Source organism: Streptomyces sp. NPDC001407 (genome assembly GCF_042895325.1).
In the GTDB taxonomy this organism is placed as follows: Bacteria; Actinomycetota; Actinomycetes; order Streptomycetales; family Streptomycetaceae; genus Streptomyces.
Genome location: NZ_JBIAWF010000017.1, coordinates 129443 through 152387, shown reverse-complemented (window position 1 = coordinate 152387; position 22945 = coordinate 129443). Strand labels below are relative to the sequence as shown.

The 22945-nt window shown below is 72.7% G+C and carries 20 protein-coding genes; 14 read left to right on the top strand and 6 right to left on the bottom strand.

Annotated features, from left to right (window positions below):
* Positions 1-66: 66 nt before the first annotated feature.
* Genes ACFY1P_RS23445 through ACFY1P_RS23435 form a run of 3 tightly spaced genes read left to right on the top strand, consistent with a single transcriptional unit; the run spans position 67 to position 1463 of the window.
* A complete protein-coding gene (locus tag ACFY1P_RS23445) occupies positions 67-201 on the top strand; it encodes an SPW_0924 family protein (RefSeq protein WP_361526878.1) in 135 nt (44 codons plus the stop codon).
* 13 nt (positions 202-214) lie between these two features.
* Complete coding sequence (locus ACFY1P_RS23440; protein ID WP_390751763.1) at positions 215-1255, top strand: DUF3068 domain-containing protein; 1041 nt, start codon at positions 215-217, stop codon at positions 1253-1255.
* A 16-nt stretch (positions 1256-1271) separates the two neighbouring features.
* Positions 1272-1463 (top strand): hypothetical protein, encoded by a 192-nt coding sequence (locus ACFY1P_RS23435; RefSeq protein ID WP_390751762.1) that lies wholly within the window; start codon positions 1272-1274, stop codon positions 1461-1463.
* A 99-nt stretch (positions 1464-1562) separates the two neighbouring features.
* On the opposite strand, the gene hrpB is transcribed toward ACFY1P_RS23435, so the two are convergent.
* A complete protein-coding gene (hrpB, locus tag ACFY1P_RS23430; RefSeq protein WP_390751761.1) occupies positions 1563-4097 on the bottom strand; it encodes an ATP-dependent helicase HrpB in 2535 nt (844 codons plus the stop codon).
* A gap of 291 nt (positions 4098-4388) precedes the next feature.
* Positions 4389-5204, bottom strand: coding sequence for a methyltransferase domain-containing protein (locus tag ACFY1P_RS23425; protein ID WP_361530311.1), 816 nt, complete (start codon positions 5202-5204; stop codon positions 4389-4391).
* A gap of 426 nt (positions 5205-5630) precedes the next feature.
* Between ACFY1P_RS23425 and rpsA the strand changes: the two genes are divergently transcribed.
* The 7 genes from rpsA (at position 5631) to ACFY1P_RS23390 (ending at position 13331) form a co-directional block, all read left to right on the top strand.
* A complete protein-coding gene (gene rpsA, locus ACFY1P_RS23420; protein WP_087928573.1) occupies positions 5631-7136 on the top strand; it encodes a 30S ribosomal protein S1 in 1506 nt (501 codons plus the stop codon).
* 184 nt (positions 7137-7320) lie between these two features.
* A complete protein-coding gene (locus tag ACFY1P_RS23415) occupies positions 7321-8265 on the top strand; it encodes a PAC2 family protein (protein WP_361530315.1) in 945 nt (314 codons plus the stop codon).
* Between the two features lie 25 nt (positions 8266-8290).
* On the top strand, positions 8291-8890 hold the full coding sequence (gene coaE / locus ACFY1P_RS23410; protein ID WP_361530318.1) for a dephospho-CoA kinase: 600 nt from the start codon (positions 8291-8293) through the stop codon (positions 8888-8890).
* Positions 8891-9014: 124 nt separating this feature from the next.
* Positions 9015-9329 (top strand): hypothetical protein, encoded by a 315-nt coding sequence (locus ACFY1P_RS23405; protein WP_361530321.1) that lies wholly within the window; start codon positions 9015-9017, stop codon positions 9327-9329.
* Complete coding sequence (locus tag ACFY1P_RS23400) at positions 9326-10099, top strand: hypothetical protein (RefSeq protein ID WP_390751760.1); 774 nt, start codon at positions 9326-9328, stop codon at positions 10097-10099. Before ACFY1P_RS23405 ends, ACFY1P_RS23400 begins: the two co-directional genes overlap by 4 nt.
* Positions 10092-10430 (top strand): hypothetical protein, encoded by a 339-nt coding sequence (locus tag ACFY1P_RS23395; protein ID WP_390751759.1) that lies wholly within the window; start codon positions 10092-10094, stop codon positions 10428-10430. The genes ACFY1P_RS23400 and ACFY1P_RS23395 overlap by 8 nt, the downstream gene beginning before the upstream one ends.
* 774 nt (positions 10431-11204) lie before the next feature.
* On the top strand, positions 11205-13331 hold the full coding sequence (locus ACFY1P_RS23390; protein ID WP_390751758.1) for a TIR domain-containing protein: 2127 nt from the start codon (positions 11205-11207) through the stop codon (positions 13329-13331).
* Positions 13332-13348: 17 nt separating this feature from the next.
* Here the strand turns inward: ACFY1P_RS23390 and ACFY1P_RS23385 are convergent, their stop codons facing one another.
* The 3 genes from ACFY1P_RS23385 to ACFY1P_RS23375 form a co-directional block, all read right to left on the bottom strand.
* Positions 13349-13630 (bottom strand): DUF6343 family protein, encoded by a 282-nt coding sequence (locus tag ACFY1P_RS23385; protein WP_361530336.1) that lies wholly within the window; start codon positions 13628-13630, stop codon positions 13349-13351.
* A 199-nt stretch (positions 13631-13829) separates the two neighbouring features.
* Positions 13830-14345 carry a methylated-DNA--[protein]-cysteine S-methyltransferase gene (locus ACFY1P_RS23380; RefSeq protein ID WP_390751778.1) on the bottom strand — a complete coding sequence of 172 codons (516 nt, stop codon included), beginning with the start codon at positions 14343-14345 and terminating at the stop codon, positions 13830-13832.
* 164 nt (positions 14346-14509) lie between these two features.
* Entirely contained in the window at positions 14510-15436 is a 927-nt protein-coding gene (locus tag ACFY1P_RS23375; protein WP_361530339.1) for a glycerophosphodiester phosphodiesterase family protein, read from the bottom strand.
* Positions 15437-15515: 79 nt separating this feature from the next.
* On the opposite strand from ACFY1P_RS23375, the gene uvrB reads away from it, so the two are divergent.
* The 4 genes from uvrB to ACFY1P_RS23355 all read left to right on the top strand — a co-directional run bounded on the left by uvrB (position 15516) and on the right by ACFY1P_RS23355 (position 21489).
* Positions 15516-17642, top strand: a complete 2127-nt coding sequence (uvrB, locus tag ACFY1P_RS23370) for an excinuclease ABC subunit UvrB (protein WP_390751757.1) — start codon at positions 15516-15518, stop codon at positions 17640-17642.
* 142 nt (positions 17643-17784) lie between these two features.
* On the top strand, positions 17785-18363 hold the full coding sequence (locus ACFY1P_RS23365; RefSeq protein WP_361530345.1) for a TerD family protein: 579 nt from the start codon (positions 17785-17787) through the stop codon (positions 18361-18363).
* Positions 18364-18507: 144 nt separating this feature from the next.
* Positions 18508-20370, top strand: coding sequence for a TerD family protein (locus ACFY1P_RS23360; protein WP_390751756.1), 1863 nt, complete (start codon positions 18508-18510; stop codon positions 20368-20370).
* Positions 20371-20508: 138 nt separating this feature from the next.
* Complete coding sequence (locus tag ACFY1P_RS23355) at positions 20509-21489, top strand: TerC family protein (RefSeq protein ID WP_361530351.1); 981 nt, start codon at positions 20509-20511, stop codon at positions 21487-21489.
* Between the two features lie 17 nt (positions 21490-21506).
* Here the strand turns inward: ACFY1P_RS23355 and ACFY1P_RS23350 are convergent, their stop codons facing one another.
* The gene (locus tag ACFY1P_RS23350) at positions 21507-22790 is read right to left on the bottom strand and encodes an MFS transporter (RefSeq protein ID WP_361535070.1); all 1284 of its coding nucleotides are present in this window, start codon (positions 22788-22790) and stop codon (positions 21507-21509) included.
* Positions 22791-22945: the final 155 nt, after the last annotated feature.

Genomic DNA, 22945 nt, shown 5'->3' with positions numbered 1-22945 from the left:
ATGCGGCCCGTGTTGCTACCGTGCCCCACTCCTGACGGGCCATCAGCTGTCTTGGGAGGCGGACGCATGCGCGCACTGGCCGCCGTGGCCATCGGAGTGGCCGCCGCCCTCGCCCTCGTCCTCACCGTGACCGCGATCGGGCCGCCCGGCGGGCGGACCTCGCCGGAGCCGCTCCTCACCACCGTCCCCGCACACCCCTGAGCGCGGGCCCGCCGTGCGCCGCCGAGCCGGCCTCGTCCTCCTCGCCTTCGCGGTCTTCTTCGCCACCCTCTCGCCGCTGCTGCGCTGGTACGCCTTCCCCCGGCTGGCCAAGGTCCCCGCCGGCCGCTACCAGACCGTCGTCCTGGAGGCGAAGGACGCGACCCTCATCGACTACAGCACCCTGGAGCCGAAGAAGGTCTCCCGGATCACCATGACCGAGACCCTCAAGGGCAATGTGGAGCAGGCCCGTAAGGTCGAGCACGAGACCGGCCGGGACGTCGTCGTCTGGGACACCCTCACCTATGTCGCCGGGCCCGACGGCGCGATGGTCTCGAAGATCCCCGAGCGCTACGTCTTCGACGCGCACAGCCAGGAACCCGTCCACGCGGGCGGTGAGAACGTCGACGACACGCCGGTGCGCCGCGACGGCATCGAGTTCAAGTGGCCCTTCCTCGTACGGAAGCACGACTACCGCTACTTCGACATGCAGACCCGCACCTCCGCGCCCATCCACTACGGGGGGACCCGGCGCTTCCACGGACTGAGCGTCTACTACTTCGAGCAGACGATCCCCTGGACCCTCGTCCCCGTGCCGCGGGCGCTGCCCCTGGGCCTCACCCCCGACGCCGTCCGGCAGATCGGCCTGGAGCGCTGGTACACCACCAAGCGCATGTTCTGGGTCGACCCCACGACCGGCGCGCCCGTCAACGGCGAGGAGGTCCACCAGGAGGAGATGCGCTGGACCGGCCACCCCGAGAAGAAGCCGATCACCGCCTTCTCCGGGCATGTGCGGATGCGCCCGGACTACGTCGACGCGACGGTCGCCCTCGTCACCTCGCAGCGCCGGCTGGTGCTGCTGCTCACCAGCTGGCTGCCCTGGGGCTTCCTCGGCCTGGGCGGGGCGCTGCTGGGTCTCGCGCTGCTGCTGGAGGCGAGGGCCCGCCGGGCACTGCCCGCCGCAAATACCACGGCGAGAGATCAGCGTGCACTTGTTCCGGAAATGTCACACGATGGAGGGAAACCCAAACGGCTGCCCCCCGCCCGGGACGGCTGAACAGAGGAGGTCCACCGTGAAGGAGAGCTCCGAGGACGTGTCCACCACGTCCCGGCCTGTGCGGCTGTACACCGGCGGTGAGCGGCCGTTCGACCCCGAGGACCTGGTCATGGCGTCGGGCCGGGACGTGACGCCCGAGCGGGTGGAGGCCGCGAAGCGGCTGATGGAGGAGAAGGGGCCGGCCGCGGTCGAGCGGTACCTCCCCTGAAGAGACCCCCGAGAGATCGGGACAGACCGGCGCCGCTCCCGAGGTACGGCGGGAGCGGCGCTTTTTACGATGCCGGCCCTCCGATGCTGTCCCGGGGGATCAGCGGCGGGCGTTCGTCCTGCGCGTCGCCGCCGCCGTCATGGGGTCCTCCGGCCAGGGATGGCGCGGGTAACGGCCGCGCAGTTCCGCCCGTACGGAGCGGTAGCCGTCCTTCCAGAACGAGGCCAGGTCGGCCGTCACCGCCGCGGGCCTGCCCGCCGGGGACAGCAGGTGTACGAGCACGGGCACCCGGCCGCCCGCCACCCGCGGCGTCTCCTGCCGGCCGAAGAGCTCCTGGAGCTTGACCGCCAGCACCGGCTGCTCACCGCCGTAGTCCACCCGGATCCGGGACCCGCTCGGCACCTCGATGCGCTCCGGGGCCAGCTCGTCCAGGCGCGCGGCGTCGCCGGACGCCCACGGCAGCAGCCGCTCCAGCGCCTTGCCCGCGTCGAGCCGCTCCAGGTCGGCACGCCTGCGGGCCCGGTCGAGGTCCCAGCCGAGCCAGTCGTCCGGGCGCTCCAGCAGCGCCTCGTCGGACACGTCCGGCCAGGGCGCGCCCAGCTCGCGGTGCAGGAACGCCAGCCGCTGCCGCAGGCCGGTGGCCTCGGGCGTCCAGCGCAGCAGGCCCAGGCCCTCGCGCCGCAGCCCTTCGCGCAGGGCCTGGCCTACGAGTGCGGGGTCCGGGGCGGACAGCGGGCGGGCGGCCAGTTCCACCGCGCCCAGGCGCTCGACGGACCGGGCCACCACCTCCCGCCGCTCCTCGGACCAGCCGACCTCCTCCCCTGCGTGGAAGAGCGCCCCGGCGGCCTCCCGGGCGGTGTCCTCGTCGATCAGCGCGCCCAGGGACACCCGCGCCGACGCGGCCGTCACGGGCCGGTCGGCCACGGCGATCGCCAGCCAACGGCCGCTGCGCAGCCGCGACCCCTCGCCCAGCTCGGCGCCCGTGCCGGACACCATGAGGTACGCGCCCTCGCCCCGGGCCCGCGCCACCCGCTCGGGGAACGCGAGCGCGGCGACGAGCCCGGCCACGGCGTCGTCGCTCATCGGACCACCGCCCTCCGGACCCGGCCCGTCCGGTGATCCGCCCCGCGCCGCCTGCTCCAGGCGGCGGGCCTCCGCGCGCCAGCGGGCCGCATAGGCGTCGCCGCCCCGGCGGGCCGTGCGCCAGGCGGCCGCGAGGTCGTCGCCGTACTCGCGCGGCGGCTCCTCGCTCAGCAGCGCCACCACCTCGGCCGCCCGGCGCGCACCCACCTCTCGCGCGCCGTCCAGCAGGGCGCGCGCCAGCCGCGGGTGGAGGCCCAGGCGGGCCATGCGGCGGCCGCGGTCGGTGGGCCTGCCGTCGGCGGTGACCGCTCCCGTGGCGGTCAGCACCTCGCGTGCGGCGGCCATCGCCCCGGCCGGCGGCGGGTCGAGGAGGGCGAGGCCGGACGCGTCGGGGTCGCCCCAGCACGCCACCTGGAGGGCGAACGCCGTGAGGTCCGCGACCGTGATCTCCGCCGCCGGGAAGCGCGGCAGGCGGGCGTCGTCGGCCTCCGTCCAGCAGCGGTAGACCGCGCCCGGCGCCTCGCGCCCGGCCCGTCCCGCGCGCTGCCGGGCGGCCGCCCGGGAGGCCCGTACGGTCGTCAGCGCGCTCAGCCCCCGGGCGTGGTCCACGCGCGGCTCACGCGCGAGGCCCGCGTCCACCACGACGCGTACGCCCGGGACGGTCAGGCTCGATTCGGCCACCGAGGTCGCCAGGACCACCCGGCGGGTCCCCGAACCGCCCGCGAGCACCGCGTCCTGCACGGCGGCCGGGGCCCGCCCGTGCACCTGGAGGACCTCGGCGCCCAGTGCCCCGGGCCCGCCGAGCCGTCCCGCCACCCGCGCGATCTCGCCGACGCCGGGCAGGAAGCACAGCACGTCGCCCTGCCGCTCCCGCAGGGCCCGCCGCACCACGTCCGCCACGTGCTCCAGCAGGGCGGGGTCCACCCGCATCCCGTGCGGCGGCCGTACGGGCCGCTCCGGCGGGGACCACACGACCTCCACCGGGTGCGCGATCCCCTGCGCCTCGACCACGGGGGCGCCGCCCAGCAGCCGGGCCCAGCCCTCGGCGTCGGTCGTCGCGGACGCCGCGACCAGCCGCAGCTCGGGCCGGAGGGCGTCCCGTACGTCCAGGAGGAACGCGGCGGCCGTGTCCGCGTCCAGGTGCCGCTCGTGGCACTCGTCGAGGATCACGGTGTCGACGCCCGCGAGTTCGGGGTCGCGCTGGAGGCGCTGCAGCAGGACGCCGGTGGTGACGACCTCGACCACCGTGCGCGGCCCCGCCCGCCGCTCGCCGCGCACGGTGAAGCCGATCCGCTCGCCGACGGCCTCGCCCAGCAGCCACGCCATGCGGCGGGCGGCGGCCCGGGCCGCGATCCGCCGGGGCTCCGCGACGACCACGCGCCGTCGCGGGCCCTCACCCAGCAGGCCGGCGAGGGCGAGCGGGACGAGGGTCGTCTTGCCGGTGCCGGGAGGCGCGCACAGGACGGCGACTCCGCGGTCGTCGAGGGCGCGGGTGAGGGCGGGGAGAGCGGTGCGGACGGGGAGTTGGCGGAGGGCTTCTGCGCGGGTCACGGGGCCCAGTCTCGCTCAGGTCGGTGGGCGGGATTTCTCCCTGGGCCGCGCCCTGGCCCCCTGGGTGTGGGGCGGTGGGCGCCTGCGGCGCTTTGTTCCCCTACCCCGCCCCTTCCCGAAACCGGGGGCGAGCCCCCAGACCCCCGGACCGCGCTTCGCGCGTTGTCCTCAAACGCCGGACGGGCTGAATTGGCACCCACATCAGCCAAAATCAGCCCGTCCGGCGTTTGAGGACGCGGCCGCAGGCCGCTCCCGCCGCAGGCGGCGACGGACCCGCACACGCCCCGGTCGTCAGTCCCGCTCGCAGACGAAGATCGCCGTGCCCGGGATCAGGTGACCGCGCAGGGGGGACCAGCCGCCCCATTCCTGCGTGTTCCACGCGGGCCACTCCGGTTCCACGAGGTCGACCAGGCGGAAGCCGCCGGCGACCACGTCGCGTACGCGGTCGCCGATCGTGCGGTGGTGCTCGACGTAGACCGCCCGGCCGGATTCGTCCTGTTCCACATAAGGGGTGCGGTCGAAGTAGGAGGCGGAGACCGAGAGGCCCTCGGGGCCCGGCTCGTCCGGGAAGGCCCAGCGGAGGGGGTGGGTGACGGAGAAGACCCAGCGCCCGCCGGGCCGCAGCACCCTGCGCACCTCGCGCATCACCCGCACCGGGTCGGCGACGAAGGGCACCGCGCCGTACGCCGAGCACGCCAGGTCGAAGGAGCCGTCCGCGAAGGGCAGCGCGCCCGCGTCGGCCTCGACGAGCGGCACGCCGCCGCCGATCCGCAGGGCGTGCTGGAGCTGCCGGTGGGAGAGGTCGAGGGCCACGGGCCGCGCGCCCTGGGCCGCCAGCCAGCGCGAGCACTGGGCCGCGCCGGCGCCGATCTCCAGGATGTCGAGGCCCTTGAGCCCCTCGGCCGGCCCCAGCAGGGCCGCGTCGGCCTCGTCGAGCCCTTCCGGCCCCCAGACGAAACGGTCGTCGCCGAGGAAGGCGCCGTGCTCGTTCTGGTACTCGTCGGCGTTGCGGTCCCACCAGCCACGGCTGGCCCGGCTGCTCTCCGCCTCGCCGGTGGCCCGCCGGGTCGCTTCCGGCTCGTACTCGTGGATCATTTCGACGCTCATGCCCTCGGCAGTAGTGGTTCGGCAAGGTTTGTCGTATCTTCTATGCGCCTGCTCGGCGCCTGAGCGTAAAGCTACGGGGTGCGTCAGGTCCCTCGTGGCCTCGCGAAACACAAGTTGTGCCCGTTATGGGGGTTTCGTCCCGGGTGTGCGTCTTCGCGCATTGACCGTGCCCCGCTGCCCCCGTATGCTACAAGTTGCGCTGCGGGCCTGCGCTCCTCAGACATAGCAGGTCGCGCTCGCACTTGTTGTATGTCCCCTCGGTTGTCGAGGCGCTTTCGGTCTTTTCGGGAGCCTTCGGGAGGTCTTCGGATCTTCTGGGGCCCTTGGATGGCGCGCCTCCAAGGCTGTCCGGCTTCGGCAGTGCGATACGGGTTCTCGGCGTAGCAGTACCTACGACTCACTGTCCGTACCGGAGCCTTTACCCACATGACGAGCAGCACCGAGACCACCGCCACCACCCCGCAGGTTGCGGTCAACGACATCGGTAACGAGGAAGCCTTCCTCGCCGCGATCGACGAGACGATCAAGTACTTCAACGACGGCGACATCGTCGACGGCGTCATCGTGAAGGTCGACCGGGACGAGGTCCTGCTCGACATCGGTTACAAGACCGAGGGTGTCATCCCCTCCCGCGAGCTCTCGATCAAGCACGACGTCGACCCGAACGAGGTCGTCAAGGTCGGCGACGAGATCGAGGCCCTGGTTCTCCAGAAGGAGGACAAGGAAGGCCGCCTCATCCTGTCCAAGAAGCGCGCTCAGTACGAGCGTGCCTGGGGCACGATCGAGAAGATCAAGGAAGAGGACGGGATCGTCACCGGTACCGTCATCGAGGTCGTCAAGGGTGGTCTCATCCTCGACATCGGCCTCCGTGGCTTCCTGCCGGCCTCCCTCGTCGAGATGCGCCGCGTCCGCGACCTCCAGCCCTACGTGGGCAAGGAGCTCGAGGCCAAGATCATCGAGCTGGACAAGAACCGCAACAACGTGGTCCTGTCCCGCCGTGCCTGGCTGGAGCAGACCCAGAGCGAGGTCCGCCAGACCTTCCTCACCACCCTCCAGAAGGGTCAGGTGCGCTCCGGCGTCGTCTCCTCCATCGTCAACTTCGGTGCCTTCGTGGACCTGGGCGGCGTCGACGGTCTCGTCCACGTCTCCGAGCTGTCCTGGAAGCACATCGACCACCCGTCCGAGGTTGTCGAGGTCGGCCAGGAAGTCACCGTCGAGGTCCTCGACGTCGACATGGACCGCGAGCGCGTCTCCCTGTCCCTCAAGGCGACGCAGGAAGACCCGTGGCAGCAGTTCGCCCGGACCCACCAGATCGGTCAGGTCGTCCCGGGTAAGGTCACCAAGCTCGTTCCGTTCGGTGCGTTCGTCCGCGTCGACGAGGGCATCGAGGGCCTGGTCCACATCTCCGAGCTGGCCGAGCGCCACGTGGAGATCCCGGAGCAGGTCGTCCAGGTCAACGACGAGATCTTCGTCAAGGTCATCGACATCGACCTCGAGCGCCGTCGCATCAGCCTCTCGCTGAAGCAGGCCAACGAGTCCTTCGGTGCCGACCCGTCCGTGGTCGAGTTCGACCCGACCCTGTACGGCATGGCCGCGTCCTACGACGACCAGGGCAACTACATCTACCCCGAGGGCTTCGACCCCGAGGCCAACGACTGGCTCGAGGGCTACGAGAAGCAGCGCGAGGAGTGGGAGCGCCAGTACGCCGAGGCGCAGCAGCGCTTCGAGCAGCACCAGGCGCAGGTCATCAAGTCCCGCGAGGCCGACGAGCAGGCCGCCGCTGAGGGTGCCGCCGCTCCGGCCGCCGCCTCCACCGGTGGCAACGTCTCCGGCGGTTCGTACTCCTCGGAGTCGGCCGACAACTCCGGCGCCCTGGCGTCGGACGAGGCGCTCGCCGCGCTCCGCGAGAAGCTCGCCGGCGGCCAGAGCTGAGGCTCCGACCGACCGACAGCTGACAGCTGACTGAGAAAGGCCCGTTCCCCTCGGGGAGCGGGCCTTTCTCATGCCCTCCCGGCCTTGTGGAGTATGTCCGCACTGTGTCGTCATCCGGCCGCCGGGAATGGGCCGGGCCTCCACCGGCGTTCCCCCGTACGGAACATGAGGAGGAACGGTCACTGTGTTGGATCCGCAGGGTTTGTACGAATGGGAGCCCAAGGGGCTCGCCGTAGCCGACCTGGCCTTGGCCCAGGACACGGCCGGACTGGTCATGCTCTACCACTTCGACGGTTACATCGACGCGGGGGAGACCGGCGAACTGATCGTCGACCGGCTGCTGGACGGTCTGCCGCACCAGGTGGTCGCGCGCTTCGACCACGACCGGCTCATCGACTACCGCGCCCGCCGCCCCCTGCTGACCTTCCAGCGCGACCGCTGGAGCGCCTACGAGACGCCGAAGATCGAGCTGCACCTGGTGCAGGACGCCACCGGGGCACCCTTCCTGCTGCTCACCGGCCCGGAGCCGGATGTGGAGTGGGAGCGCTTCGCCGCCGCCGTGCGGCAGTTGGTGGAGCGGCTCGGCGTGCGACTGTCCGTCAACTTCCACGGCATCCCCATGGGCGTGCCGCACACCCGGCCGGTCGGCCTCACCCCCCACGGCAACCGCACGGACCTGATGCCCGGCCACCGCGGCTACTTCGACCAGGCGCAGGTGCCCGGCAGCGCCGAGTCGCTCGTCGAGTTCCGGCTCGCGGAGGCGGGCCACGACGTCCTCGGTGTCGCCGCGCACGTCCCGCACTACGTCGCCCGCTCGCCCTACCCCGACGCCGCCCTGACCGCCCTGGAGGCGGTCACCGCCGCCACGGGCCTGGTGCTGCCGAACGCCGCGCACGCGCTGCGCACCGAGGCGCTGCGGACGCAGGAGGAGATCGAGCGTCAGATCGGCGAGGGCGACGAGGAACTGGTCGCGCTGGTCCGGGGCCTTGAGCACCAGTACGACGCGGTGGCCGGCTCCGAGACGCGCGGCAATCTCGTCGCCGAGCCCGTCGAGCTGCCGTCGGCGGACGAGCTGGGTGCCGAGTTCGAGCGTTTCCTCGCCGACCGGGAGGGCGACGGCGGTCACTGAAGTGCCGCCCGCTACCGTGGGGCCCATGCTGAAGGTCGGTCTTACGGGTGGAATCGGCGCGGGCAAGAGTGAGGTGTCACGGCTGCTCGCCTCGTACGGGGCGGTGGTCGTGGACTCCGACCGGATCGCGCGTGAGGTGGTCGAGCCGGGCACGCCGGGACTCGCGGCCGTCGTCGCCGAGTTCGGTGCGGAGGTGCTGACCGCGGAGCGCGCGCTCGACCGCCCCAGGCTGGGCGCGATCGTCTTCGCCGACCCCGAGCGGCTGGCCGCGCTGAACGCCATCGTCCACCCCCTCGTCCGGGCGCGCTCCGCCGAGCTGGAAGCGGCGGCCGCGCCGGACGCGGTGGTCGTCCACGACGTGCCCCTCCTCGCCGAGAACGGCCTGGCGCCGCTGTACGACCTGGTCGTCGTCATCGACGCCGGCACGGAGACCCGCCTCGACCGCCTCGTACGGCTGCGCGGCATGACCCCCGACGAGGCGCGCGCCCGCATGGCGGCGCAGGCGACGCGTGAAGAGCGCCTGGCCGTGGCCGACTTCGTGATCGACAACGACGGTCCGCTGGAAGCGCTGGCTCCGCAGGTGGAGAAGGTCTGGGCGCGGCTGCGGGAGCGGGCCGCACAGTAGGGCAGATCCCGGGGTGGTGGTCAACTCCCCGATCGGGTGAGGGAGTTCGAGCGGCCGGTGCGCGCGTTGCGTTAGCATGCGGCCGCGTCGAACCGGTCCCGGCTACGGAAGCGAACTCTCCCGCATGGTCCTGTCTGTTCCAGCAACACGGTTACACGGCTTCTCCGGTCTGCTGCGCCGGGCCGCGGACGATGCCGCCGAGGCGCAGGGCTATGTGCGGCGGCACGGTGCCATCGGTTCGACGGATCAGGGCCTGCTGACCAGGGTCATCGATCTGCACGGCGAGCTGGCGGAGACGGTGACGGCCGCCATGGGGCGGCTGGAGCGCGTGCTGCGGGCCTCGGCCGACGAGGTCGAGCGGGCGGCCGGTGACTACCGCGCGTCGGATCTGCGGGAGGCGGCGAGGATGGACGCGGCCCGCCGGAAGGTGCGGCCGTGACCGGCGGCACGGACATCCGGGACGTGGTCCGGCCCACCGACTGCCTCCGGCCGCCTCGCGCGCCGGAGGATTTCACGTCGCCGATCGATACGCTCAATGCCGCCGGTGATCTGGTCAGTCCGTCGTTCTGGATGTCCAAGGTGCTGGATTTCGCCCTTGCCTTCGACCCGTTGGAAGAGGGCAGGAAATACTTCGCCGGGGACTGGGAGGCGTACGCGCGGAGTGCCGAGGCGTGGGCGAATCTCGCCGGATTCTGCGAAGGCGTCGCCACCAACATCGAGTCGGGGAAGCGGTCGCTGGGCGAGGCGTGGCAGGGGGAGGCGGCGACCGCCGCCGACGCCTATTTCGCCTCTCTCTGCGGAAAGCTGCGCGACATCAAGGGCTCGCTGGAGACCATGCGGGGGGAATGCCTCGTGGCGGCCCACGGGGTCTCGATGACCGGTGAGGCCGTGGGGCAGCTGATGGGCCTGATCGGGGACGCCGCGGCGACGGCCGCGATCGCCTGGGCGGCGGGCGGCCTGACTGCCTGGACGGGCTGGGGCGCCGGCGTCGGCTACGGCCTGGCGGCCACCGAGGTCCTGCGGATCTGCGACCTGTGGGGCGAGGTGACCAAGACGGTCAACATGCTCCAGATGAGAATCGACGCGGTGTACGGACAACTCGCGGACATCGGCGGCGAATTGGCTGTCGTGCTCGATGATTTCCCGCAGTTGCCGTCCCTGCCGTACAGCCGGGACGGGGAGAGCGGCATGGGTGAACACCGTGCGTGAACAAGAAGTCGGGCACGAGGAGTTCCTCGCTCCGGGCCGCGACCGGGCCCAGGCGCGCGCGGTCCGCCGGGGACTTCAGGAAATGGCGGAAGGCGGCGCCGGGGAAGTCCTCCAGGAAATGGCCCGCGACATTCTCTCCGGGCGCATCGGACTGCGCGAAGCCCTGCGCGTCGGCCCGTACGCCACCGCGCTCGCCGAGCGGGTGCGGGCCGCCCACGCGGAATGGGGGGCGATGCCCGCCGCCGACCGTGAGCGGCACATGGCCGAAGCCCGCCGCTTCCTCGCGGCGCAAGGCGACGGCGGCGAGGCCCGCGGATCCCGCACCGCGTGAATTGGGCGCCCGGCCCGCCCCGCGGGCGGACCCCAGCACCCGCGCGCCCGGGCCCCTCACATCAGCCCGTCCGGCCTCCGGGGGGGGGTAGGGCATAGTGGCCGGTCGGAGCAGGTCCGCCGAGCCCGCCACTTCGGCCAGCGCGTTCGCGAGGGCGACCAGCACCTCCCGTACCCGCGCCACCTCCTCCCGCAGCGCCGCCGCGTGCTCCCAGCCCCGCTCGTAGGAGACGGGGTCCACGTCCGCCGGGCGCAGCGACTCGTACGCGGCCAGGCGGGGGTGCCAGTTCGCCAGCACCGGGCGCAGCGCCTGGTTGAGGACGGTCACGGCCAGTGCCCCGAAGGTGATCTGGCCGGGGCCGCGGCGCGGGGCGACGTCGGGGCCGTAGCGGCGCAGGATGTCACGGGTGGTGCCGAAGAGGCTGTAGAAGGAGGACAGCGCCTCCCTCAGGAAGCCTTCGTCCGGCCCGAGTTCCACGGTCGATATCCGGGTGGCCAGCTCGGCGTAGAGCTCCCAGGCGGCTTTCCGTTCGGCCTCGACAGGTTCCCAGACCCCGGTGATGTCCCCCAGCAGCGGGATCGCCATCCGGACCGTGATCTGCTTCGGCCTGGCCCGGCCGGCGGCGTTGCGCTTCCGTCGCATGATCTTCCTCCCCGAACCCCCACAGTAGGCTAGGGGCCGCCGGGAGGCAGGGGATCGGCCCGAACACCGTCGGTATCCGGCGCGGAAGAGCCGGCGAGGACGGTGCGCGGCAGGGGAGAAGGAGACGTGAGCGTGGCGGGATCGAGCCCCCGGACCTGGGACGTGTTCCTCAGCTACAGCCGTGGTGACGCCCACCGCGTCGCGCCGCTGCGCGAGCGGCTGATCGCCTGTGGCCTGGAGGTCTTCGTCGACGAGGTCGCCGTCGCCGGGTTCGCGGGCATCAGCGACGCGATCCGGGACGGCCTGTCCCGCTCGAAGGCGCTGCTGGCCTGCTACTCGGCCGGTTATCCCGAGCGGCAGGCATGCCAGTGGGAGCTGACGGCCGCTTACCTCGCGGGGCTGCGCGAGGGCGACCCGCGGCGCCGCGTCATGGTCGTCAACCCCGAGCCGGCCGCGGATCACATCCACCCTGTCGAGCTGCGGGACGCCAAGCACTGGGCGCTCCCGGCCGGGCCGGTGGCGCTGGACGCGCTGGTCGCGGACGTGACGGCCCACGTCTCCGCGCTCGACGGCCCGATCGGGGCCACGGAGACCGCGCCCGCCCCGTACTGGCTGCCGGGCCCGGCACCCTCGCCGGCCCCCGCTTTCACCGGCCGGCTGCCGTGGCTGTGGCAGGTGCACAGCTCCCTGCACCGGCACGCCGCGCCGCTCACCACTGGTCACACCACCGCCCGCCCGGTGCAGATCCGGGGCGCGGCGGGGATGGGCAAGACGCTGCTCGCCCAGGAGTACGCGACGTGGTTCGCCGCCGCCTACCCAGGTGGTATCCACTGGCTCGCCCGCGATGCGGGTGGTTCCCACGCCCCTTACGACAAGGGGCTTCGCGCGCTGGCGGCCACCCATGGCCTGTCGGGCGAGGGCGCGGCGGAGGAGGTCGTGGCGCGGCTGCACGACCATTTCGCGTACGTCGGTGAACCGTTCCTCTGGATCGTCGACGACCTCCCCGGCGGGCTCACCACCCAGCAGGTGGGCCGTCTGTGCGCGCCGCATCCACTGGGGCGCACCCTGCTCACGACCCGCAGCCGGATGTACGACGCGCTGGCCACCGCGGTCGAGCCGGGGCCGCTGGGGGACGACGCGGCGTACGCGCTGCTCACCCACGACGTCACGCCCTCCGGCCCCGACGAGGAGGCGGCGGCACGCGCGCTGTGCGCCGCTGTCGTCGGGCACCCCCTCGCCCTGGATCTCCTGGCGTCGGGTGCCGCCGACGGCTACACCGCTCTCCACGACCGCTTCCACACCCCTGGCCGTTCCCTCCTCGACGTCCTCGCGCGGCGCCGGGCGCTGCCCACGGGCTATCCCGCCGAGGTGACGGCGGCGTTGGTGCGCGACGTGCCCGCCGCCGGGCCGTCCGCGATGGATGTGCTCCGCCTCGCCGCCGCCTTCTCTCCTACGCCGCTGACCAGGGACGACGCGGTGCGCGCCCTGTCGGCTGCGGTGGCTGTCCCGGACATCGCGACGGCCCGCCGCCTCGACGCGGGCATCGCCGAGCTCCACGGCCGCAGTCTCCTGGCCCCGGCGGGCAGCGGTGCCTGGTCGGTGCACCCGCTGATCCTGCACGCGTGGCTGCGGCACGACCCCGAGCCGGCCCGCGCCGAGCAGCTGCGCCACGCCGTGCTCCAGACGCTGCGCACCCCGTACGGCACTACCCTGGAGCGCATCGGAGGCCGTCCCGGCGTGACCGGCACGAGCACGAGGGAGTCGCAGATGAGGCCGTACATGCCCGCGCAGCGGGACGCCGCGCCAAGCGAGCTGGAGCGCATGGCCGCCTTCGACATCCAGGTCGAACTCGCCACCCGCATCGGCGTCCAGGAGCTCGCTCCCGGCTCGGGCAGCCTTCGCGAGGCGCTCGGTTCGCTGCACGCGATGTTCCCGTTCACGCGGTCCACGCTGCGGCAGTACAGCATCAACCTCGCCGCCGACCAGCCGGCCGCGAAGGGCGTGCGCACCGTGCACGGCATCGCCTACGACCTCCTCAACCGCATCCTCCGTCCGTTCACCAGTGAGTGGCATCCGCGGCTCGCGGCGCACGAGGCGCTGTGCCCGGAGGGTGCGAGCCCGGTCGCCCATGAGCAGTCCTGGGCGGACGCGCCCGCCCTGCGCACGGCGCTGGCGGAGCTGCGGGCCCCGCTGCTGAGCGTCGTCGCCGAGCTCGCCGAGATCTCCGGCGCGGACTTCGGCCTCCCGGCGGCGAGCTGACCCCGGGCGGGCCCGCCTCAGCGGGGGCCACCGGTGCGCCGGTCGCCTCGCACCGGTTCGTACGGCGGGACGTCCCGCCCCGGCTGGAAGTGCGGGCCCTGCCGGATGTGCCGGATGACCAGGCCCAGATCGACCGCGGTCACCACGGCCAGCACCGCGCAGGCCACCGCCCACCCCGGGTGCCCGGCCAGCGCGAAGAGCACGGTCCCGGCGACGGCCCAGGCGAGCCCCCACGCGGCGAGCCCGCACCGCAGGCGCAGGGGGCTGCGGGCGTTCATGGGTTCATTGCCGCTACGCATCGCACACCATCTCCCACTACCAGCATCCACCTGGCCGGGGGGAAGTGGCTGGCGCTGATCGTGGAAGACCTGACGGCCGCCGGTCCGTCAGGCAGCGTAAGCCAGGAATCCCCCTGCTGCAGAGGGGGGAGGACGTCAACTCGTAGAAATCGTGCCTGCCTTATCGGCTCCTGTCCCCTCCCTGGAAGCCGCGTAACCCCTAGAAAAGCGGCGCGGGGAGCACTCCTTCGAGTGACAGGAGGGCCCTCTTGGTCTCCAGGCCCGCGCCGAATCCGCCCAGTCCGCCGCCGCTCTCGACGACGCGGTGGCAGGGCACCACGACCGGCAGGGGATTGCTGCCCATCGCCACGCCCACGGCCCGCGCGGCCCCGGCCTCGCCGACGCGGTCGGCGAGGTCCTGGTAGCTGACGACCGTGCCGTACGGGACCCCGGCGGCCAGCTCGCGCAGCACCCGCCGGTTGAAGCCCGAGGTCAGCGACCAGTCCAGCGGGAGGGAGAAAGTCTCGCGGCGGCCGGCGAAGTACGCCTCGAGTTCGGCCGCCGCCTCGGTGAGGAGGCCGTGCGCGGTGGAGGGCGGGGGCGTGGGCCCGGTGCCGAGGCGGTGCGTGAGCCGGTCGACGGCCTCGGCCGCCCGCTTCGCGTCGGCGTGGAAGACGACCTCCAGCAGTCCTTCCGAGGTCGCGGCGAGCCCCAGGGGTCCGACGGGGGCCTCCATCGTCGTCCAGGCCCATGCGCGCGCCCCGGGCTGCGGGCTCTTCTGTTCCACGTCCGTCACACGGCCCAGCGTAGGACGTTCCCGTCGCACGGGCCACAGGCATTCCCGTCATCGGCCGGCGTCCCGCGCTCGCGGGAAGTGCCGTCCGCCTGAAGGGCGTTGGGTCAGAAGACGCCGAAGGCCGCCTCCGGGAAGGGGAGCGGCGGGCCCGGCGGCACCGGGTCCTCCTCGGCCAGCGCCGCCTGCACGACCTGCGGGGCATTGCTGATCACCGCGTCCACCCCCATGCGGGCCAGTGCGACGGCCCTGTCACCGTCGTCCACGGTCCACGCCGAGACCTCCAGCGGACTCCCGTGCGGACCCCGCACCGCGTGGACCGAGCGGATCCACCCGGCGGTGACCCCGCGCTGATCCGGGTTGATCTGGTCGGTGAAGGCCGCGTCCGCGCGCAGCTCCGCCGCTTTCGGCGCGCCCAGGAGCCCGGTCCGCACGTCCGGGCGCAGCGCGTGGAAGATCCGCAGGGAGCGGGCGTCGAAGCTCTGGACGACCAGATCGTGCCGGACGCGTGCCGCGCCGAGCCACCCGGCGCGGCGCAGCTCGGCCACCAGCTGCCGCTCGATGCCGGGGTAGCGGCCCGGGGACTTGAGCTCCAGCAGCAGCCGCTGGCGGTTGTGGGTGACGCGCTGGAGATAGCGCTTGAGCGTCGGCACGCGTTCCCCGGCGAACCGGCGGCCGAACCAGCTGCCCGCGTCGAGCCGCTCGACCTCCGCGAGGCTGAAGTCCGCGACCCTCCAGGGTGCGCGGCCCGGAAAGCGCCGCCCGACGTCGGTGGTCCGCTCCAGGGTGGTGTCGTGCAGGACGACCAGGGCGCCGTCCCTGGTGCGCTGGACGTCGTTCTCCACCCAGCGCACGCCCAGGCGGGCGGCCGTGTCGATCGAGGCGAGGGTGTTCTCCGGGGCCCGCACCGGGACGCCCCGGTGACCGATGGTGACGGGGATCCGCGCGGCGGCCCGCGCCGGGGGCGCCCCGAACAGGAGGGCCGCCAGACACAGCAGGGCACCGGCCGCGGCGGGGAAGGGGCGGCGGCGCATACGGGGTCCTCGCTCCGGGACGCGGGGGCCCGGCGTCCGGCGCCCGGCCGTTGTCAGTGGGGGGTCGTACCGTGGACCCATGCGGCCCGTATCGAAGATCGAACGCAAGGTGGCGCCTTTCGAGGTCGTCAGCCCCTTCCAGCCCAGCGGCGACCAGCCCACGGCCATCGCCGACCTGGAGCGGCGCATCCGGGCAGGCGAGAAGGACGTCGTGCTGCTCGGCGCGACCGGCACCGGAAAGTCGGCGACCACCGCGTGGATGATCGAGAAGCTCCAGCGGCCGACCCTGGTGATGGCACCCAACAAGACCCTCGCAGCCCAGCTCGCGAATGAGTTCCGGGAGCTTCTGCCGAACAACGCGGTCGAGTACTTCGTCTCCTACTACGACTACTACCAGCCCGAGGCGTACGTACCGCAGTCGGACACCTACATCGAGAAGGATTCCTCGATCAACGAGGAAGTCGAGCGCCTGCGCCACTCGGCGACGAATTCTCTGCTCACCCGGCGTGACGTCGTCGTGGTCGCCTCGGTGTCGTGCATCTACGGCCTGGGCACGCCGCAGGAGTACGTCGACCGGATGGTTCCGCTCCGGATCGGCCAGGAGATCGACCGCGACGAGCTGCTGCGCCGCTTCGTGGAGATCCAGTACACCCGCAACGACCTGGCCTTCACCCGGGGCACCTTCCGCGTGCGCGGCGACACCATCGAGATCTTCCCGGTCTACGAGGAGCTCGCCGTCCGCATCGAGATGTTCGGCGACGAGATCGAGGCACTCTCCACGCTCCACCCGCTCACCGGCGAGGTCATCTCCGACGACCAGGAGCTGTACGTCTTCCCCGCCAGCCACTACATCGCCGGTGCCGAGCGCATGGAGAAGGCCGTCGCGGGGATCGAGCGGGAGCTGGAGGAGACCCTCGCCCGGATGGAGAAGCAGGGCAAGCTGCTGGAGGCGCAGCGGCTGCGCATGCGCACCACGTACGACATCGAGATGATGCGGCAGATCGGCTCCTGCTCGGGCATCGAGAACTACTCGCTGCACATGGACGGCCGCGAGCCCGGCTCCCCGCCCAACACCCTCCTCGACTACTTCCCCGAGGACTTCCTCCTCGTCATCGACGAGTCGCACGTGACCGTCCCGCAGATCGGCGCGATGTACGAGGGGGACGCCTCCCGCAAGCGCACCCTGGTCGAGCACGGTTTCCGGCTGCCGTCGGCGATGGACAACAGGCCGCTGAAGTGGGAGGAGTTCGTCGAGCGCATCGGGCAGACCGTCTATCTCTCGGCGACGCCCGGGAAGTACGAGCTGTCGCGCTCCGACGGCTTCGTGGAGCAGATCATCCGCCCCACCGGCCTTGTCGACCCCGAGGTCGTCGTCAAGCCGACCGAGGGCCAGATCGACGACCTGGTGCACGAGATCCGTCAGCGCACCGAGCGGGACGAGCGCGTCCTGGTCACCACCCTCACCAAGAAGATGGCCGAGGACCTCACGGACTATTTCCTGGAGCTGGGCATCCAGGTGCGCTATCTGCACAGCGACGTCGACACGCTGCGCCGCGTGGAGCTGCTGCGCGAGCTGCGTGCCGGTGAGTACGACGTGCTGGTCGGCATCAACCTGCTGCGCGAGGGCCTCGACCTCCCCGAGGTCTCCCTCGTGGCCATCCTCGACGCCGACAAGGAGGGCTTCCTGCGGTCGGGGACGTCGCTGATCCAGACCATCGGCCGTGCCGCGCGCAATGTCTCCGGGCAGGTCCATATGTACGCGGACAAGGTCACTCCCGCGATGGAGAAGGCCATCGACGAGACCAACCGCCGCCGCGAGAAGCAGATCGCGTACAACAAGGAGCGGGGCATCGACCCGCAGCCGCTGCGGAAGAAGATCGGTGACATCGTGGCCTCCCTCGCCCGGGAGGAGATCGACACCCAGGAGCTGCTGGGCACGGGCTATCGCAAGGACGAGAAGGGCAAGGCCCCGGTCCCGACGGCGCCGGCGGGCAAGGGTGCCGGTGCCAAGACGAAGGGCAAGGCCAAGGCGGCGGTGGCGACGGACCGTCCGGCCGCCGAACTCGCCCAGCTCATCGAGGACATGACCGACCGGATGCGGGCCGCCGCCGCGGAGCTCCAGTTCGAGGTGGCCGCGCGGCTGCGTGACGAGGTGAGCGAGCTGAAGAAGGAGCTGCGGCAGATGAAGGAGGCGGGCCTGGCCTGACGGCGGCGGGGGCGCGGCCGCGGGATGTTGCAAGACCGCCACAAAAGGGCGCCCGAGCGGTGGGGGCGTCCGCGGCTCTGCGTAGGGTCGGTCGCGTGGCCGTGCGAACGCGCGGCCGGGGAAGCACGAGAAGGGACTGCGCGTGACGGTCAACTTGTCCAAGGGTCAGGGCATCAGCCTGCAGAAGGCCGACGGGGGCACCCTGACCGCGGTACGGATGGGGCTGGGCTGGCAGTCCGCACCCCGCCGCGGACTGTTCGGGTCGCGCACCAAGGAGATCGACCTCGACGCGTCGGCGGTGCTCTTCGCCGGTGGCCAGCCGGTGGACGTGGTCTTCTTCCGCCACCTGGTCAGCGACGACGGCTCGGTCCGGCACACCGGTGACAACCTGGTCGGCGGCGCGGGCAAGGGCGGTGACGACGAGGCGATCCTCGTCGACCTCCAGCGCGTTCCCGTGCACATCGACCAGATCGTCTTCACTGTGAACTCCTTCACGGGCCAGACGTTCGCCGAGGTGCAGAACGCGTTCTGCCGCCTGGTCGACGAGACCACCGGCCAGGAGCTGGCCCGCTACACCCTCGACGGCGGCGGCCCGTACACCGCGCAGATCATGGCCAAGGTGCACCGCTCGGGCGCCGGCTGGCAGATGACCGCGATCGGTACGCCGGCCAACGGCCGGACCTTCCAGGACCTCATGCCGGCGATCCTGCCGAGCCTGTAGGACATACCGGCGGAAGCGGCGACCGGGCCCGGCGGAGTGAGCATCCGCCGGGCCCGCGGGCGCACCGGGCGCTCGGCACGGCGAGTACGACACGTGCGGCGGGGGACGACGCCGCGCGGGCACGGAACACGAGGGGGAGCGGGCATGACGGCCGAGTTGACGCGGGGGCAGAACCACCCGCTGGCGCAGACCCGACTGGAGATCCGCGTCTCGGCGGCCGAGGCGGTCGTGGCGGGCGCCACGCTCGGCGGTGCCGACGGCAGGGTGGCCGGTGAGCGGAGCGTCGCGCACCCGGCCTCGCACCGGCTGCCCGGTCTGGAGGTGTCCCGGCAGGCCGCGGCCGAGCACCGGCTGGCCGTCGACCTGGACGCGCTCCCGGAGTCCGTCCACCACGTCAACGTCCTGCTGGCCCTCCCGGCCGGCCAGGGCGGCCCGGCCCGCTTCGGCGCGATGGCCGCGCCGTTCGTCGCCGTCACCGGCCTCGACGGGGCCGAGGTCGCGAGCTACACGGTCACCGGCCTGGACTCCGAATCGGCGGTCGTGGCCCTGGAGCTGTACCGCAGGCAGGGCGGCTGGAAGGTGCGCGCCGTCGGCCAGGGGTACGCGGGCGGTCTCGTCGCCATGCTCCACGACCAGGGCCTCGCGGACGCCACCGGCACGGCGGCCGCCATCGAGGCGGCGGTGGCCCAGGGCATGGCCCGGTCGGTCGCGCCCCCGCCCGCACAGGCCCCGTCTCCGTCCCCGGCCCCCGCGTCCGGCACCCCGTCCGCGTCTCCGGGCAGCCGCGTGAGCTACGAACACCCTCGCCGCCGGGCCTCGGCACCCGCGGCCGCTCCCGGGCCCGCAGAGCCCGCCTCCGGGCCGGAGCGGCCCGCGCCGCCCGTCGCGGGGGACGCCAACGGCTGGACGATGGACGAGCGCCTCTACAACCAGGTGTGGGGCATGTTCGAGGACCTGGCCCGCTCGGCCGCCGCGTACCGCAGCGCGGTCGACTTCGCGGAGTCGCGCCTGGAGCGCGAGCTGGACGAGGTGCTCTCCGACCCGCTGACCCGGGTCGGCCCGGCCGCGGACGCCGCCCGCGCCGAGGCGCGGGCCCGGCACGAGGATCTGGCCACGCGGGCGCGCGCCGTGCTCGACCGTGACCTCGGCCGGCTGGTGGCCGAGTCCGAGGTCGTCGAGCACGCGCTGCCGCCGGCCTTCGCCCGCTGGGACAGCCCCGTCTGGCAGGGGTACCAGCTGCCGCTGGAGACGCCCATGGCGCTGCGGCTGGGCGATCTGCACCTGCCCGAGCGCACGGACCTGCGCATCCCCATGCTGGTGCGGCTGCCGCTGGAGCGCGGCCTGTGGATCGACAGCGGGCGGCCCTCCGGCCCGGAGGCGGCCCTGCCGGCCACGGCCGAGCTGCGCCGGCGGGCGATGGACACAGCGGTCGCGCACGCCGCCCGGCTGCTGGCCGTCCACCCGGTCGCCGACTTCACGGTGCAGGTCATCGACCCGGCCGGGGCCGCGGGGGCGTCGCTCGCGCCGCTGCTGAGCTCCGGTGCGCTGCGCGAGGCGCCCGCGGCCGGTGCGCAGGGGGTGTCCGCGGTGCTGGACCGGCTGACGCGGCGGGTCGACCTGGTGCAGATGGCGATCCGCAGCGGCGCTGCCGACGCGCTGCCGCCGGACCTCGACACCGCGGAGCAGCTGCTCGTCGTCAACGACTTCCCGCACGGGTTCGACGACCGGGGCGTGACGCAGCTGCGCTATCTCGCGGACGAGGGGCCGTCCGTGGGCGTGCACCTGATGATGGTCGCCGACCGCGCCGACGCGCGGGCGTACGGGCCGGTGCTGGACCCGTTCTGGCGCGCCCTGCTGCGGATCACCCCGGTCGCCGACGACCACCTCGCCGACCCCTGGGTCGGGCACACCTGGACGTACGAGCCGCCGGTCGTCCCGCCGGGGAGCGACGTGCTGCGGCAGGTGCTCCGGCAGGTGGGGCAAGCCCGTCAGGCATACGGCATCTGACCAGGTCTTTTGGCTTTTCCTTTACCTTCGCTTGGGTCTTCCTGTACTGTTTTTGTACGGAGGCGCCCGTGGTGTACCCCGGTGCTCCTCCGGCAGCGACGACGCTGACCAGTTGCCGTACGACGTGCCGGAGGAACAGTGGACGTCTCCCTGACCCTGTGGGTGCTGACCATTCTCGGTCTGTGCGCCCTCGTCGCCGCCGATTTCTTCATCGGCGGCCGCAAACCGCATGAGGTCTCCCTCAAGGAAGCCGGTGTCTGGACCGTCGTCTGGGTGGCCCTGGCCGGGCTCTTCGGGCTCGGGCTGCTGCTCTTCGGCGGCGGCGAGCCGGCGGGCGAGTTCTTCGCGGGCTTCATCACCGAGAAGTCCCTGAGCGTCGACAACCTCTTCGTCTTCGTGCTGATCATGGCGAAGTTCGCGGTGCCGCCGATCTACCAGCAGCGCGTCCTCATGGTCGGTGTGCTGATCGCCCTCGTCCTGCGCGCCGTCTTCATCGGCGCCGGCGCGGCGATCATCGCCAACTTCTCCTGGATCTTCTACATCTTCGGCGCCTTCCTCATCTGGACCGCCTGGAAGCTCATCCAGGAGGCGCGGGCCGACGAGGAGGAGGAAGAGTTCGAGGAGAACCGCTTCCTCAAGCTCGTCGAGAAGCGCTTCCCCTCGACCGACCGCTACCACGGCACCAAGCTGTTCGTCGTCGAGAACGGCAAGCGCCTGATGACGCCGATGCTGATCGTCATGCTGGCGATCGGCACCACCGACGTCCTCTTCGCCCTGGACTCCATCCCGGCGATCTTCGGCCTGACGCAGGACCCGTACATCGTCTTCACGGCCAACGCCTTCGCCCTCATGGGGCTGCGACAGCTGTATTTCCTGATCGGCGGCCTGCTGAAGAAGCTGGTCCACCTCTCGTACGGCCTGTCGGTGATCCTCGGCTTCATCGGCGTCAAGCTCGTCCTGCACGCGCTGCACGAGAACGGCGTGGGGGTGCCCGAGATCAGCATCCCGGTCTCGCTCGGCGTCATCTGCGCGGTGCTGGTCGTCACCACCGTCACCAGCCTGCGCGCGTCCAAGAAGCAGGAGGCCGCCGAAGCGGTGGCCGACAGCGCCCGGGTCTGATCCCTGGGGCGCCCCTTTCAGGCGGGCGCGGCCTCGGCGAGCGGGCCCTCGGCGGTCGCCGGGCGGGTCTCGGGGAGCAGCGCGAAGCAGCCCAGGCCGAGCAGCGCGAGGGCCGTCAGATAGGCCGCTACGCCCCACGGCGGGCCGTCGCCCCGCGCCGTCGCGGTCGCGACCAGCGGGGTGACGGCGCCGCCCAGCACCCCGGCGAGGTTGTAGCCCACGGCCGCGCCCGTGCAGCGCACCCGGGGCTCGTACAGCTCGGGGAGATAGGCCGCGACGACGGCGAACATCGTCGTGAACGCCAGCGTCGCGACCAGGAAGCCGAGCACCATCCACAGCGGTCGGCCGGTGTGCAGCAGGGCGATCAGCGGGACCGCCCACAGTGCCACGGCGGCGCAGCCCGCCAGGCACAGCGGGCGGCGCCCGTAGCGGTCGCCGAGGTAGGCGAACACCGGGGTGACCAGGGCCGACGCCGAGACTGCCGCCATGATGCAGCCGAGCATGACCGTGCGGTCGACACCGAGCCGTTCGGTCGCGTAGGCGAGGGACCACGTGGTGATCGCGTAGTAGAGCGCGTAGGCGACGGCCAGCCCCCCGGCGGTGAGCAGGACGAGCCGCCAGTGGCCGCGTACGACCTCCGCGAAGGGCGCCTCCGCCCGGTCGCCCCGGTCGGCCAGTTCGCGGAACTGCGGGGTCTCGGAGAGGCGGGCGCGCAGCAGCAGCCCGCCCACCGCGAGGACACCGGCGAACCAGAACGGGACCCGCCAGCCCCAGGAGCGGAACTGCGCGTCGGTGAGCGTGGCCGACAGGGTGAGCGTGATGCCGTTGGCGATCAGGAAGCCCACGGGCGGGCCGATCTGCGGCAGGCTCGACCACAGCGCGCGGCGGCCGGCCGGGGCGTGCTCGGCTGTGATCAGCACGGCACCGCCCCACTCGCCGCCGACTCCGAAGCCCTGCGCGAACCGCAGGACGACCAGCAGGGCCGGTGCCGCGACCCCGATCGTGGCGTAGGTGGGCACCAGGCCGACCGCGACGGTCGCGATGCCCGTCAGCAGCAGGGACATGATCAGGACCGGGCGGCGGCCGCGCCGGTCGCCGATGTGACCGAAGAACACCGACCCGAGCGGCCGCGCGACGAACCCCGCCCCGAAGGTGCCGAAGGCCGCGAGTGTGCCGGCCAGTGGCGAGACCGTCGGGAAGTACAGCGGGCCGAGCACGAGGGCCGCCGCGGTGCCGTAGACGAAGAAGTCGTAGAACTCGATGGCGGTGCCCACCAGGGACGCGGCTGCCAGGCGGAGCATGGCCGGCGGACGTTCGCCCGGGGATCGGTCGGATCGCATGTAGTGCCCAACTTCCGCGTGGGGAGGGAGGCAACGGGGCGTGCGGGGGTACGGCCGGGGGCGCGCGGAGAGGTCGGCGGTGCGGGTGCGTGGCGGCGCCTCGCGACCTGGTCCCG

Bases quoted from the DNA above. Each gene is read 5' to 3' on its own strand.
- ACFY1P_RS23405 (WP_361530321.1), top strand. From the start codon at position 9,015: ATGGTCCTGTCTGTTCCAGCAACACGGTTACACGGCTTCTCCGGTCTG.
- ACFY1P_RS23375 (WP_361530339.1), bottom strand. From the start codon at position 15,436: ATGCGCCGCCGCCCCTTCCCCGCCGCGGCCGGTGCCCTGCTGTGTCTG.
- rpsA (WP_087928573.1), top strand. From the start codon at position 5,631: ATGACGAGCAGCACCGAGACCACCGCCACCACCCCGCAGGTTGCGGTC.
- ACFY1P_RS23350 (WP_361535070.1), bottom strand. From the start codon at position 22,790: ATGCTCCGCCTGGCAGCCGCGTCCCTGGTGGGCACCGCCATCGAGTTC.
- ACFY1P_RS23425 (WP_361530311.1), bottom strand. From the start codon at position 5,204: ATGAGCGTCGAAATGATCCACGAGTACGAGCCGGAAGCGACCCGGCGG.
- ACFY1P_RS23445 (WP_361526878.1), top strand. From the start codon at position 67: ATGCGCGCACTGGCCGCCGTGGCCATCGGAGTGGCCGCCGCCCTCGCC.
- ACFY1P_RS23385 (WP_361530336.1), bottom strand. From the start codon at position 13,630: ATGCGTAGCGGCAATGAACCCATGAACGCCCGCAGCCCCCTGCGCCTG.
- uvrB (WP_390751757.1), top strand. From the start codon at position 15,516: ATGCGGCCCGTATCGAAGATCGAACGCAAGGTGGCGCCTTTCGAGGTC.
- ACFY1P_RS23360 (WP_390751756.1), top strand. From the start codon at position 18,508: ATGACGGCCGAGTTGACGCGGGGGCAGAACCACCCGCTGGCGCAGACC.
- ACFY1P_RS23380 (WP_390751778.1), bottom strand. From the start codon at position 14,345: ATGGAGGCCCCCGTCGGACCCCTGGGGCTCGCCGCGACCTCGGAAGGA.
- coaE (WP_361530318.1), top strand. From the start codon at position 8,291: ATGCTGAAGGTCGGTCTTACGGGTGGAATCGGCGCGGGCAAGAGTGAG.